Source organism: Chryseobacterium geocarposphaerae (genome assembly GCF_002797535.1).
GTDB lineage: Bacteria > Bacteroidota > Bacteroidia > Flavobacteriales > Weeksellaceae > Chryseobacterium > Chryseobacterium geocarposphaerae.
The window spans coordinates 38,927-53,131 of the sequence record NZ_PGFD01000001.1; the positions used below are offsets into that span (position 1 = coordinate 38,927).

The window sequence follows — 14,205 nt, forward strand, 5'->3', positions numbered from 1 at the left end:
TTAATGCTAAATACATTAAATTTGATAGCATTAATCGGTCACTATGAAGTTAATTGAATTAGCAAAAGAATTGAACGTTTCGGCAGAAGCGATAAAACAGTTTATCCAGGATTTTGATCTTGAATTAGGCGTTTGCATCAGTACCAATTTTGAAGTCAAACAAGACTTTGAAAAATTTGCCAGAGAAAATATTGAGTTTTTAAAACTTTACGAAAAAGATTTAGATAAAAATAAAACCTTAGAGCAAATTGCAAAGACCATTAAGCAGCCTAAGGAGAAAGTAGAAAAAGCAATAAAGGAAATCCATCCGAATATCTTTGATAACGGATTTTTTAAATCTTCCATTTCAAGCTATGGAATTGATAATAAACTGGGAGGTAATTACGAATTTGTCTACAATTATTTCGGCCACAAAACGAGTCTCAGACACAGAGATTTTATCGGATATAGAGATTTGTTTTTCTATATTTCAGGTGTTTTAGAGCCTTTTTTAAATCCTCAGCAGATTAAGGATTGGGGAATCAATAAACCGGCAGGAATTATTTTATATGGTCCTCCCGGAAGCGGAAAGATCTTTTGGGCTAATAAAATAGCGGAAATAATAGGCTATAAGTTCAAAGAAGTGAAAAAACATTATCTGGGAACATCCTTTGTAGACGGAAACAAAACCAACTTTAATGATTTTCTTTTAACCATGATGAAAGAAGATAAAGTATTGCTGTTCCTGGAAGATTTTGAAGAAGTGATGATGGAAAGGAGTCCCGAAACCAACGTTGCTTCATGCAATCTTGAAACACAGGAAATTATTCTCCACTATATCAGTAAATTTGAGGAGGAAGACTTATTAATGGTGGGTTCTGCAAATTCCGTATCTGAAATTGATGAAGAAATTTTAGCTCCCGGAAGATTCGATGTTTTGGTTCCTGTATTCCCGCCCAATGCTTCAGAGCGTTCTGAAATCATTTTGTTTGCCATGACCAAAGGATTGGAAAATGATTCTTTGCTGTATAAGATTCTCAAAAACAATAAAGCCGATAAAGTTCCTTTCTGGCACAAGGTTGCCTCTCAGATGAAGGCATTCAGTAATACAATGCTTATTGATTTCACGCAAAGCCTGAAAAAAAGAATTAAAAACCTGTATCAGAGAACCAAAAATGAAAATTTAAAAATAGATCAAAACCTTTTGAATGGTGCATTAAGAGATGCTGCTGGAAAGCTCACCGAAGAATATCTGGATCAGGTTGCCAGATTTTTGAGTGATGTGATTATTAATAATTATGATCAGTTCCAATACAGAGTAGAAGGCTTAAAAGCGGAACTGGATGCCTATAGAGTGGTGGAAGCTCCAACAAGAGCAATCGGTTTTCATCATAATGGAGAAGAAGAGGAAGATAATAAAGAATAATTTGGTGAATGCGCTTCGCTTGTGAGTTGTGCTTCGCAAGTCAATTGTGAATGATTAGACAGATAAGAAAAGGAAAAATTCACAGGTGAAGCGTATTGACGATTCACTATTCATTATTCACAAAAATATTACTCATTACCAATTATTCATTACTTATGATCAGCATTTGGGAACTTGAAACCTTTTACAGAAAACGGAATATCATCATTATCGGAGCTGGTTTTACAGGATTATGGACTGCGATTTCGATCAAAGAAAAATTTCCTGAAAAATCTGTTTTGATTATTGAAAGAAATTCCGTTCCGTTAGGGGCTTCAACAAGAAATGCAGGTTTTGCCTGTTTTGGAAGTCTGACCGAAGTGATTGCCGATTCTGAAAAAATGGGTTGGGAAAAAACACTCGATCTTGTAAAGATGAGGTTTGATGGATTGAAGAAGATTCAGGCCTATTTTAAAAACTCGGAAATCGATTTTGAATTGAGCGGAGGTTTTGAGATTCTTAATCACGATGAACCTTTACAGAGAATTGATGAGGTTAATAAAAAGCTGAAACCCATTACAGGAATTGAAGAAACATATTTTCTGAATCAAAATAAAATTAAAGAATTCGGGCTCGGAAAATCTGAATATTTAATTGAGAACTCATGTGAAGGAAGTCTGCATTCAGGAAAATTACTACAGAAATTAATAGAAAAATGTCATGAATTAAAAGTGGAGTTTCTCTTCGGAAAAGAAGTGAAAAATATTGCTGAGCAGACAAATGAAATTGAAGTTCAGCTATCCGAAGATATTTTGATTATAGCTGATCAGCTGATTCATTGTACCAATGTTTTTGCTTCCCAATTTTTAGAAGACGAAGAAATTATCCCGGCTCGCGGACAGATCATTCTAACCGAACCGATTGAAAATTTACGGTTAAAAGGAACTTTCCATTATGATGAAGGATTTTATTACTTTCGAAATCTCGGAAACAGAATTTTATTAGGAGGTGGAAGAAATCAGGATTTTAAAACGGAAGAAACCACTGCTTTTGAAACTACAGAATTTCTGCAAAACCATCTGGAGAGCTTTTTGAAAGAAGTCATCATACCTAATCAGGATGTTGAAATTTCGATGCGCTGGTCCGGAATTATGGCAATAGGTTCGGAAAAAACACCTATCGTAAAACAGGCTTCTGAGAGACAATTCTGTGCGGTGAGACTTTCCGGAATGGGAGTAGCACTGGCTCCGAAAATTGGAGAGATCGTTGCTGAAATGATTTGATTTAGATTGAAGGATCTAACTTCTGTAATTCATTAAATCAGTATTTATAATATCTGTTGCCTTAAAACAAATATGCTTATTTTTGCAAAAAATAAACAATCGTGATTAACAACGACCAGATAAAAGAAATTCAATCCAGGATTGAAGATTTACATAAATATCTTCAGATCGATAAAAAGAAGATAGAAATTGCCAATGATGATGAGAAAACTGCTGCACCGGAATTTTGGGATAATCCGAAAACGGCTGAGGCATTTTTAAAACAGCTTCGTTCCAAGAAAAAATGGGTGGAAGCTTATGATGAGATCAATACTCAGTTCGAAGATCTACAGGTTTTAATGGACTTTGCTAAAGAAGACCCGGATTCTGAGAAAGAACTGGATGAAGCTTTTCCTCAGTTGGTAGAGAAAGTGGAGGACCTGGAATTCAAAAATATGCTTTCCAATGAAGGAGATGAGCTTTCTGCAGTACTTCAGATCACAGCAGGAGCGGGTGGAACAGAAAGTTGTGACTGGGCTTCTATGCTGATGAGAATGTATACCATGTGGGCGGAAAAACAAGGATATAAAATCCGTGAACTGAACTTCCAGGAAGGAGATGTTGCCGGAGTCAAAACCGTAACGCTGGAAATTGAAGGAGAATTTGCTTTCGGTTATCTGAGAGGAGAAAACGGGGTTCACCGGTTGGTAAGAATTTCCCCTTTCGATTCTAATGCAAAACGTCATACCAGCTTTGTTTCCGTATATGTATATCCTTTGGTAGATGATACGATTGAAATTAACATTAATCCTGCAGATATTTCATTTGAAACGATGAGGTCTTCCGGAGCAGGAGGACAGAACGTTAACAAGGTGGAAACTGCTGTTCGTCTTCGTCACGCACCGACAGGAATTATTATCGAAAACTCAGAATCCCGTTCACAGTTGCAGAATAAAGAAAAAGCAATGCAGTTGCTCCGTTCAAGACTATACGAAATGGAATTGGAAGAGCGTATGAAAGCCCGTAACGAGATTGAAGCCAACAAAATGAAGATCGAGTGGGGAAGCCAGATCAGAAACTACGTAATGCATCCTTATAAACTGGTAAAAGATGTGCGTTCCGGCTACGAAACTTCGGATGTAGATTCTGTGATGAACGGAAATCTTACACCATTCCTGAAAGCATTTCTGATGGCTGATGGAACGGCAGTTTCGGAAGATGATCTGGACCTGTAAAAATCATATCTGAATTTTCGTTAAAATATGCTAATATATTTCCTTTTGAACTTTATTAAGCTTATTTTTGTTATTCATCAATAGTTATGGAAGATTTCAATAGTTGGAAGGATTTATTAAACCCGGAGTTTTATATAAATAATGGGGGATTTTGGCTTATTTTGTTCATTATTTTTGCAGAAACCGGATTATTTATAGGATTTTTCCTTCCGGGTGACTCTCTGCTTTTTGTATCGGGAATTTATGCCGTAAAAATTATTTCGGAAACCTTTGGTTCTACAGGAAGTGATTTTTTAGATACAACTATTTTAGCATCGGCAGTTGCCCTTGCAGCAATTATTGGTAACGAAATCGGATATTATTTCGGACGTAAAACAGGACCTGCTTTATACAAGAAGCAAGATACCATGCTTTTTAAGAAAAAACATTTGTATCAGGCACATGAATTTTTCGAGAAAAATGGAGCGTTAGCCATTATTATGGCGAGATTTTTACCTGTGGTAAGAACTTTTACGCCTATCATTGCAGGAATTGTGAAGATGGATAAAAAAGCATTCCTTAGAGATAATATTATTGGAGCCGTTTTATGGTCTTTCCTGTTGATCTTTGCGGGACATTATCTGGATAAGCTGTTTATGGATCAGTTTGGAATTGATCTTAAAAAGAAACTGGAACTGATCATTATTGTCATTGTTCTGATAACAACAGTACCGGTTATTATTAAGTTCTTATTTGGAAAGAAAGAAGACTTTTCAAAATATGAAAGCCATGATTTTGACGAAGACGTTAAATAGAAATTAATTAAAGATATATAGAAGCCCGTTTTTTACGGGCTATTTTTTTTGATTATAGGAGCCTTCTCTATACGATACATTTGAACTGGAATACATTGTCATTCTGAAAGCAGCGGAGCGAATTGAAGAATCTTTATTTACATTAAAAAGCTATAGACGATAAAAAATCTGAATTGATAAAAAGATTCTTCCTTCGTCAGAATGACAAACGCAAATCTCATTTTCTAATCCATTCCAGAATATTAGGATAAATAATGCTGTCTCTTTTCGTCTTACTGAAAAACCTGGGAGCATGACCTGCATTTTTCATGAATACAAATTTATGGGGAATATTTTGAGCGGTTAAAGCAGAGTCTAAAGCTAGTCCTTGTTTCTGGTTTACTAAAAAATCCTGATTTCCCTGAAAAAGTAGAGTAGGAACGTTTGAGATATTGGCAATCGGGCTTGCTTTTTTAAACTCTTCGGACAGATTTTCACGATGAAATTTTGTTCCCACCATTTTTTGAATCGTCGGAGAAGAATATTTTGAATAAAAAGAATTTAGGTATTCCGGTGAATAAAAATCTGTAGGGCTGCTTAAAGAAATGATCTTTTTGATCTGATCGGGATTTTGATAGCCATACAATAAAGCTAAATGTCCTCCTGCGCTTTCACCCAAAAGGATATAATTGTTAGGTTGAAGTTCTGCTTTTTGAGCTAAAGAATTAAATTTTGTAATTACTAAACCAATATCTTCCAGCTGCTCTCTGTAAGTGATTTTCTTTGATTTGGAAACCAGCCTGTAATTCATATTGATGCTCGGAATATTATTCTTAAAAAGCATTTTCTGAATCTGAATCATATGTTCTTTCTTTCCTAAAGTCCAGGCTCCGCCGTGAACGATCAATACCACAGGAGAAGTTTCAGGATAACCGGAAGGCAGGAAAACATCCATTTTCTGTCGCTGATGTTCCCCGTATTTTAAATTATAGATTTTCTGTTCATTATTGGTTCCCACCCAGACTTTGAATTTTCGTGTGTTGCATGAACTTAGAGCAAAGCCAATTAATCCTAAAACAAAGTAATGGTATTGAAGAATCAGCTTTTTCATAAAATAAAAATACAGAAAATAATGGCTAAATATACATTTCGAGAGATGATTTTTACCATTGTTGAATGATGATTGTTCGTTATTATTTTTTTAGTAAATCAATCTCAAGAATATTATTATCCTTTTTAAACTTTTCCAGTCTCATTTTTTCTATTTCTTTCACTTTCTGTTGCCCACTTATATGATTTCCTTCAGAATCTGTAAAATCTGGAATTTTGCCAATAAGAGATGTCGCCGGATTCGCTCTGTAAGCTCTAAAAAATTTGACGTATTGCGGATATTTAATTTTTATTTCCTTATAATTATTCAAATCAGGATAGATAAATTCTTCTGAGGAGCCTTTTACACCTTTGATTGTAAAACGATGACTTTTCGTACTGTCTTCAATTTCCAGAATTAGTCCGGGAAGTCCAAAAAATTTGTAAGGACCATCCTGAAAAGGAATACTTGTTGTAAACCAAGCCGCCCATTTTCTGCCAGCGAACTCTGTGGTGGCTTTCTGGGCTTTGTAATTCATAATCGTTTTAAAATCATTCTGTAATTTCCAGTTGAGTATCACTTCCTGATCCACAAAATACTTTTCATCAAAGGTCTTTATGTAATTAATGGTATTTGAATTGGGGAATTTGATCACTCTGTCATTGATCATTTCTTTGTTTGGAGGCATGCTGAGAACCCCTTTTTTACTGTCTGCAAGTAAAGTTGAGTCAGATTTAAACTTTTCAAGCCCATAGAATTCTGATTTTTTTGAATTAATTTTCAAAATCATAAGTTCTGTTTTAAAACTGTTTCTTTCCGTAGAATCCGGTATGAATTTATATTCGTAAATAAACTGCTTATTTTGAGAATAAAAGATAGTAAAAGATAGAATTAATAGTAACTGAATGAATCTCATTATTGATTTGGTGAATGGTTGCAACGAATATACAAATTCTCAATACTATTTCTCACAGTCATCTTAATATATCTGATCCGGCGATATTCAGTTTTTGTGTATTGGCCTGCATTTTAAAACTCTTGTCTCGATGAAGCAGCTCTTTTTTATTAATGTAAAAGTTGTTTAAAACCTTTCATAATCATAAAATAAATCGAATTAAATAGTTATTTTTGTTCCTTAACAATTATTAAAAAAATATTAAAATTTTATGGCATCTGGTTTTTTTGCGATTTTGGATGATATCGCGGCTTTGATGGATGATGTGGCGGTCACAAGTAAAATAGCAACCCAAAAAACCGCAGGGATCTTGGGGGACGATTTGGCTGTAAATGCTGAAAAGGCTACGGGATTTCTTTCTTCAAGGGAGTTACCTGTATTGTGGGCAATCACAAAAGGATCATTCATTAATAAATTGATCATTCTGCCAATTGTATTTTTACTCAACTGGCTATATGCTCCGGCGATTAATTACATATTGATTTTAGGAGGACTGTATCTGGCTTTTGAAGGAGTTGAAAAAATTATAGAATTTCTTTTTCACCGTGATAAAAAAGGCCATGAAGTAGTGGAGGAAATTGTCGAAGATGATAAAAGTGATGAAGAAATAGAAAAAACAAAGGTTAAATCGGCGATCACTACAGATTTTATTTTGTCGATTGAGATTGTGATTATTGCTTTGGGAACGGTATTAGAAGAAAGTCATCCTTTTATTACCCAGATTTTGGTAACGAGTTTGGTTGCATTTATTGCAACGGTAGGTGTGTACGGAATCGTTGCTTTAATCGTGAGAATGGATGATGCAGGATTCAAATTAATCAAAAAAAGTAATGATAAAGGTTTCTTCGGAAAATTAGGTCACTTATTGGTAAAAGCTTTACCGCTTGTTATCAAAGCGTTGGGAGTGATCGGTACCATTGCATTGATTATGGTAGCAGGAGGTATTTTTGCCCATAGAATAGAATTTCTTCATCACTTTCTTGAATCTTGGTCTTCAAATGGAATTCTTACGGTTTTAAAGGAAGTTATTTTCGGGCTTGCAGGAGGATTAATTGGGGTTGTACTTTTTACTCTGGGGAAAGGAGCCGTTTCTTTGGTTAAAAGAAAATAGAAATTTGATAAATAATAGAACAGATGGGGCTTCAAGAATTGAAGCCCCCATCTGTTTTTTTCAATCATCTAAAAGAGGCTTAATTTAAGCCTCTTTTATTATGATTAGTTGAATAGATCTTTTACTTTATCAAAGAACGTTTTTTCTTTTCCGGATGGTTCTGCAACCATTTCTCCGCTGTTCATTTGATTTTCGAAAAACTCTTTTTGTTCTTTCGTTAATTTTTGTGGAGTCCATACATTAATGTGGATGAACATATCACCTTTTCCATAGCTGTCGATGCTTGGGAGTCCTTTTCCTGCCAGTCTTAAGATTTTTCCGGACTGAGTTCCCGGATCTACGGTAATTTTCACCTTTCCACCAACGGTTGGAACCTCTTTTTTAGTTCCTAAAGCTGCTTCTGCAAAAGAAACATATAATTCCTGGTGAAGATTATCACCTTCTCTTTTGATTACTTTATCGACTTCTTCCTCTACAATCACCAACAAATCTCCGGGAATACCGCCGAAAGGAGCATCATTACCTTTACCTCTTACATTTAACTGAATCCCGTCTCTTGCTCCTGCAGGAATATTGATTGTAATTTCTTCTTCATCTTTTACCAAACCTTGTGCATTGGCTCCTGCCGGGATTTTATCAGCAACCTTACCGATTCCCTGACAAGTTCCACAAGTAGTCTGGGTCTGCATTTGTCCGAACATGGTATTCATCACTTTCATCTGAACTCCGGAACCACCACAAGTAGGACAGGTTTTTGAAGTAGCACCTTCTGCCAGCTTCATTTTTTTTACTTTAATGGTCTTTTGTGTTCCGTTTACCATTTCTTCAAGATTCAGCTTGATTCTGATTCTTAAATTAGAACCTTTCACTTGCTGACGACCGCCGCCGCCGCCAAAACCACCGAATCCGCCACCGAAAATATCTCCAAACTGACTGAAAATATCTTCCATGTTCATTCCGCCACCGAAACCGCCACCGCCAAAGCCGCCGTTTCCGCCCATTCCTGCGTGGCCGAACTGATCGTATCTTGCACGTTTTTGTTCGTCGCTCAGAACTTCATAAGCCTCTGCAGCTTCTTTAAACTTTTCTTCAGCTTGCTTATCACCCGGATTTTTATCTGGGTGAAATTTGATAGCCATTTTACGGTATGCTTTCTTTATTTCGTCGGCCGATGCAGATTTGCTGATCTCAAGAACCTCGTAATAATCTCTTTTTGACATCTTTATATAAGTAATTAGAATGAGAAATGGGTAATATTCAAAACTGTTTATTACCCATTACTTATTGCTTTATATTTTAATTTCCTGTTACTACTTTTGCAAAACGGATTACTTTATCATTTAAAGTATATCCTGTTTCGATTACATCTACGATTTTTCCTTTTAAATCTTCCGATGGAGCAGGGATCTGAGTAATCGCTTCATGTAAATCTACGTTAAAGCTGTCTCCCGCTTTTACTTCCATTGTTTTTAGCCCTTTTTCAATCAGTTTATTTTTGAATTTATTGTAAATTAATTCAACGCCTTGTAGATCGGCAGGATTTCCGTTTTTAGCAATCTCTTTAATCGCCCTTTCGAAGTCGTCTAAAACACCAAGCATAGAAACCATCATATCCTGATTGGCATACTGGAAGAATTCCATTTTTTCTTTGCTGGTTCTTTTTTTATAGTTTTCAAATTCAGCATACAATCTGATGTAACGATCTTTTTCTACTGCCAAAAGTTCTTCTGCAGTGGGTTGAGCTGTCACATTGTCTTCAGATGTTGCTTCGTGCTGAATCTTCGTATCTTCTTGTTTATTGATGCTTTCTTCGTTAATATCCTGGTTTTCCATAATTCAATCTTTATTTTCCTATTTATTCGCAAAGATTCTGCCAAAGGAAAAAGCGTGACATTTAGTCAGAAAAAGATGGGGTGACAATGGTAAATTTCATAATAAACGATTCAAGCTATTCTCCAAAAAATGTTTGATATAAAAGATAAAGATTTAAAATAATAATGATAAAGGAAATGATCCAGACACCTATTTTCATAAAAGGCTTGTTCACAAATTCTCCCATTTTGGCTTTATCACTCGTAAACATCACCAATGGAACAACAGCAAAGCTTAATTGCATGGATAAAATTACCTGGCTTAAAACCAGTAACTCTGTGGTTCCTTTTTCTCCATACAATATGGTAACAATCAGAGCCGGTATTACGGCAATTAATCTTGTTATTAAGCGTCTCAACCATGGCTTCAGTCTGATATTTAAAAAACCCTCCATTACGATTTGCCCGGCAAGAGTACCTGTAAGTGTTGAGTTTTGCCCCGAAGCCAGTAATGCAATGGCAAAGGCAATACTTGCCATAGAAGCTCCTAAAATCGGAGTTAGCATTTTATAGGCATCATGGATATCTGCAACGTGTTTGTTTCCTGTGATATGGAATGTTGCCGCTGCCAAGATCAGAATAGCTCCATTGATGAAAAAAGCAAGCATTAAAGAAACGGTACTGTCTAACGTTGCAAATTTTATTGCTTCTTTTTTTCCTTCCCTGGTACGGTCATAGTCCCTTGTCTGAACAATGCTGCTATGCAGATATAAATTGTGGGGCATTACAGTAGCTCCTAAAATTCCGATGGCAATATAGAGCATTGCCGGGTTTTGAATAATTTCCGCTTTCGGAACCATACCTCCTAAAACTTCATTGATGGCGGGTTGTGAAATCACTAATTCATAGACAAAACAAGCCAGAATAATAAAGATTAATCCTCCCACAATACTTTCGATCCATCTGAATCCCTTTGACTGAAGCAAAAGAATCAGCAGAACATCGACCGTAGTAATCACAATTCCCCATGTTAAAGGAATTCCGAATAGTAAGTTTAAAGCAATGGCGGAACCTATTACTTCAGCAAGATCACAGGCTGCAATAGCAATTTCACAAAGAATCCAGAGAATAAAATTAGTTGTTGGGCTGAAATGGTCTCGACAAGCCTGGGCCAAATCTCTTTCGGCTACTACACCCAGCTTTACAGATAAATGCTGTAGAACCATTGCAAAAATATTTGAGATCAGAATAACTGAAAGCAGGGTATAGCCAAATTGTGCTCCTCCTGCAATATCGGTTGCCCAGTTTCCCGGATCCATATATCCTACAGCGACCATTAAACCAGGCCCTGCAAAGGCAAGATACTTTCTCCAAAAACTGGCATTTTTAGGGATTTTGACAGAAGAATATACTTCTGATAAAGAATGTGAGGTTTTATCTTTTCGCCAGGCGCTTTTTAAATTAAAATTCATAAAATGTTAGAAATGACTAACAAATTTAATTAAATATATCAAAATGACAAATTTAAGAACATGAAAAAATCCCAAAAATAACTTTTGGGATTTTATTTTTTATGAGTCTAATGATTTTATTTTGCGAATCTTACTGCCATTTTTCTGTCTACAGCTCTGGCTTCATTAGAAGCGCTTGCATCTACGGTTGCAAACTTACTTCCGTATCCGTCTGCAGCGATTACCTGAGCTCCGACTCCTTGTTTACCCAACCAAGTTTTAATAAAATTAGCTCTGTCGGCAGATAGTTTCAAATTTTTGGCTTCATCACCGGTTTTATCTGTATATCCTCCAATTTTGATTTTTGCATCTGGGAAAGCTTTTAAAATAGCTACCAGGTTTTGGAGCTGTCCTTCTGAACCTGCTTCCAGCTGATCGGCACTTCCTATTTTAAAGTTTACATGGTCAAAATCATACCATTTATCTTTCAGTGCATCATCGTTAGCAGCATTTTTATAGCCATCAGATTTCAGGAATGCAATCATCTGATCTTCCATTCCGCCTTTATAACCTTTTAGTGCTGTTCCGTTCAGATCAATGTTTTCATCTACTTTTGTAACCGTTGTTACGGTAGTATCTGAAGAGGCACCAATAGCTGTACTGTCAGTAGTTACGGTTGTGGGATCTGTTGTTGTTGCAGTCGTTGTGTTTTTCTTCTCACACTGTTTCCAGATGAAATATCCTGCAGCAATTAACAATAACAGAGGAAGAAGCCATTTCCAGATAGATCCTCCACCTTCGTTATTTCCCTGAACATAAGTTTCGGTAGGTGTTGTACTTCTGGTAACATCTACTTTAGGTTCTTCTGCAACAGGCGTTTTAATGGCATCATTGTCATTGTCAAACTTATATCCTTTTGCCCAATCTCCTATATTTAATGAAGCTAAGGACAAACCTGCAGGTAAAAGTGAAGAAACGATTCCTTTCTGGTCGTTTAATAAACTTGAAATTCCTGATTGGTCTAAATTATTATCTGCAGCATATTTTCCGATAGAACCCACCGTGGCTCCTGTCACTACATGCAGTAAAGAGTTTGATGAGTTGTTACTGATTCCTGCAAAAGTAGCTATCGAATTGACTAATCCGCTTAATTTATCACCAAAAATAGTAGACAAAAGATTTGAAATAACAGAATTATTAGAAGAATCCCCTAATAAATTTCCCAAAATTCCGCTTGATGAGGCATTGGTAATTGCATCTAGAACCCCGGGATTATCCGAATTGTTTGCCAGTCCACCCACTACAGCAGGCAGTAAACCTCCAATTGCTTTTGAAATACCTGATTCACTTTCTCCAAACTGCGCAGCGGCCTGTGATGCTAAGGCAGGACCTAACTGTCCTTTAATTAAATCAATGACATTTAAAGACATAATAAATTATTTTGAGATTAATGTGTTATAAATTTATAAAAAAATATCTTTAAATGGTGAAATCAAAAAAAAATCTTTAAAAACCGTAATATTTTTAAAGATTTGTTAAATTTATTGGATTAATTTTTAATAGGCTTTGGCGAATAAAACTCGTCTTTTAGATGGTTTTCCAGAGACTAAAGAAACTCCTTCTTCAACATCATCATCTAAAGGAATGCATCTGATAGTAGCTTTCGTTTCGTCTTTGATTTGTTCTTCTTCTTCAGCAGTTCCATCCCAATGTGCATAGATAAACCCTCCTTTTTCTTCAAGAACTTTCTTGAATTCTTCATAAGTATCAACTTTAGTGATGTTATTTTTTCTGAATTCAAATGCCTTATTGTAAATATCCTGCTGAATCGTTTTCAATAGTTCTTCGATGTAAGAATCTAATCCGTCAATAGAACGAACTTCTTTTGTCAAATTATCTCTTCTTGCAATTTCAACAGATCTGTTTTCCAAATCTCTTGGTCCCATTGCAATTCTTACAGGAACACCTTTCAATTCATATTCTGCAAATTTCCATCCCGGTTTGTTTTGAGTGTCGTTGTCGAACTTTACAGAAATTCCTTTTGCTCGCAGTTTAGCCTGAATATCCAACGCTACTTCACTGATTTGCTCCAATTGCTCTTCTCCTTTAAAGATCGGAACAATTACTACCTGAATCGGAGCTAAAGTTGGAGGCAACACCAATCCGAAATCATCAGAGTGAGTCATGATTAAAGCGCCCATCAAACGGGTTGAAGTTCCCCATGATGTAGCCCAAGCGTGTTCGATCTTTCCTTCTTTGTTGGTGAATTTTACGTCAAATGCTTTTGCAAAATTCTGTCCAAGGAAGTGAGAAGTTCCGGCCTGTAAAGCTTTTCCGTCCTGCATTAATGCTTCGATACAATAAGTTTCATCAGCTCCGGCAAATCTTTCAGAAGGTGTTTTTAATCCCTGAATTACAGGAATTGCCATAAAGTTCTCTGCAAAATCTGCGTATACTTTATTCATTTTTTCTGCTTCTTCCACCGCTTCTTCTTTAGTAGCATGAGCAGTGTGACCTTCCTGCCATAAGAACTCTGCAGTTCTTAAGAAAAGACGTGTTCTCATTTCCCAACGAACAACGTTTGCCCATTGGTTAATTAATATCGGTAAATCTCTGTAAGACTGAATCCAGTTTTTATAAGTATTCCAAATGATTGCTTCAGAAGTTGGTCGAACGATCAGTTCTTCTTCCAGTTTTGCATCCGGGTCCACAATCAGTTTTGAAGGGTTATCCGGATCTGTTTTTAATCTGTAGTGAGTAACTACCGCACATTCTTTGGCAAAACCTTCAGCATTTTTTTCTTCAGCCTCAAATAAGCTTTTGGGCACAAAAAGCGGAAAATAAGCATTAACGTGACCTGTTTCTTTGAATTTTTTATCCATTTCATCACGCATTTTTTCCCAGATTGCATAGCCATATGGTTTTATTACCATGCAACCTCTTACTCCTGAGTTTTCAGCTAAGTCAGCTTTCACCACCAACTCATTATACCATTTGCTGTAATCTTCGCTTCTTGAGGTTAATTTTGCCATTATTTTTTTTGATTTTTTTAACTTTTTTTTATTATTGTTATCTAAAAATAAAAATCTATTTTTGATAGATATTTGTACATGGGTTTGGTACATTTTTAGTA

At 35.9% G+C, this 14,205-nt stretch carries 12 protein-coding genes; 5 read left to right on the forward strand and 7 right to left on the reverse strand.

Going from position 1 to position 14,205, the window contains the following annotated elements; genetic code table 11:
* Positions 1 to 43 precede the first annotated feature (43 nt).
* From CLV73_RS00180 to CLV73_RS00195, 4 genes are all read left to right on the forward strand, one after another.
* Complete coding sequence (locus CLV73_RS00180; protein WP_100374891.1) at positions 44 to 1,405, forward strand: AAA family ATPase; 1,362 nt, start codon at positions 44 to 46, stop codon at positions 1,403 to 1,405.
* Positions 1,406 to 1,560: 155 nt separating this feature from the next.
* Complete coding sequence (locus tag CLV73_RS00185) at positions 1,561 to 2,667, forward strand: NAD(P)/FAD-dependent oxidoreductase (RefSeq protein ID WP_100374892.1); 1,107 nt, start codon at positions 1,561 to 1,563, stop codon at positions 2,665 to 2,667.
* Between the two features lie 101 nt (positions 2,668 to 2,768).
* Positions 2,769 to 3,881 carry a peptide chain release factor 2 gene (gene prfB / locus CLV73_RS00190; protein ID WP_100374893.1) on the forward strand — a complete coding sequence of 371 codons (1,113 nt, stop codon included), beginning with the start codon at positions 2,769 to 2,771 and terminating at the stop codon, positions 3,879 to 3,881.
* An 86-nt stretch (positions 3,882 to 3,967) separates the two neighbouring features.
* Complete coding sequence (locus CLV73_RS00195) at positions 3,968 to 4,675, forward strand: DedA family protein (RefSeq protein ID WP_100374894.1); 708 nt, start codon at positions 3,968 to 3,970, stop codon at positions 4,673 to 4,675.
* Between the two features lie 217 nt (positions 4,676 to 4,892).
* Here CLV73_RS00195 and CLV73_RS00200 read toward each other — a convergent pair whose 3' ends face one another.
* Together CLV73_RS00200 and CLV73_RS00205 are read right to left on the reverse strand one after the other, a co-directional pair.
* Positions 4,893 to 5,765, reverse strand: coding sequence for an alpha/beta hydrolase (locus CLV73_RS00200; protein WP_100374895.1), 873 nt, complete (start codon positions 5,763 to 5,765; stop codon positions 4,893 to 4,895).
* 82 nt (positions 5,766 to 5,847) lie between these two features.
* Positions 5,848 to 6,660 (reverse strand): GLPGLI family protein, encoded by an 813-nt coding sequence (locus CLV73_RS00205; RefSeq protein ID WP_100374896.1) that lies wholly within the window; start codon positions 6,658 to 6,660, stop codon positions 5,848 to 5,850.
* A gap of 250 nt (positions 6,661 to 6,910) precedes the next feature.
* Between CLV73_RS00205 and CLV73_RS00210 the strand changes: the two genes are divergently transcribed.
* Positions 6,911 to 7,810 carry a DUF808 domain-containing protein gene (locus CLV73_RS00210; protein WP_100374897.1) on the forward strand — a complete coding sequence of 300 codons (900 nt, stop codon included), beginning with the start codon at positions 6,911 to 6,913 and terminating at the stop codon, positions 7,808 to 7,810.
* 104 nt (positions 7,811 to 7,914) lie between these two features.
* On the opposite strand, the gene dnaJ is transcribed toward CLV73_RS00210, so the two are convergent.
* The 5 genes from dnaJ to proS all read right to left on the reverse strand — a co-directional run bounded on the left by dnaJ (position 7,915) and on the right by proS (position 14,104).
* A complete protein-coding gene (gene dnaJ, locus CLV73_RS00215; RefSeq protein WP_100374898.1) occupies positions 7,915 to 9,030 on the reverse strand; it encodes a molecular chaperone DnaJ in 1,116 nt (371 codons plus the stop codon).
* A 76-nt stretch (positions 9,031 to 9,106) separates the two neighbouring features.
* A complete protein-coding gene (locus tag CLV73_RS00220) occupies positions 9,107 to 9,643 on the reverse strand; it encodes a nucleotide exchange factor GrpE (protein WP_100374899.1) in 537 nt (178 codons plus the stop codon).
* A 115-nt stretch (positions 9,644 to 9,758) separates the two neighbouring features.
* Positions 9,759 to 11,093: an Nramp family divalent metal transporter gene (locus tag CLV73_RS00225; RefSeq protein ID WP_100374900.1), complete on the reverse strand. Its 1,335-nt coding sequence runs from the start codon at positions 11,091 to 11,093 to the stop codon at positions 9,759 to 9,761.
* A 116-nt stretch (positions 11,094 to 11,209) separates the two neighbouring features.
* Positions 11,210 to 12,502, reverse strand: coding sequence for an OmpA family protein (locus tag CLV73_RS00230; protein ID WP_100374901.1), 1,293 nt, complete (start codon positions 12,500 to 12,502; stop codon positions 11,210 to 11,212).
* A 126-nt stretch (positions 12,503 to 12,628) separates the two neighbouring features.
* Positions 12,629 to 14,104: a proline--tRNA ligase gene (gene proS / locus CLV73_RS00235; protein ID WP_100376932.1), complete on the reverse strand. Its 1,476-nt coding sequence runs from the start codon at positions 14,102 to 14,104 to the stop codon at positions 12,629 to 12,631.
* Positions 14,105 to 14,205 lie beyond the last annotated feature (101 nt).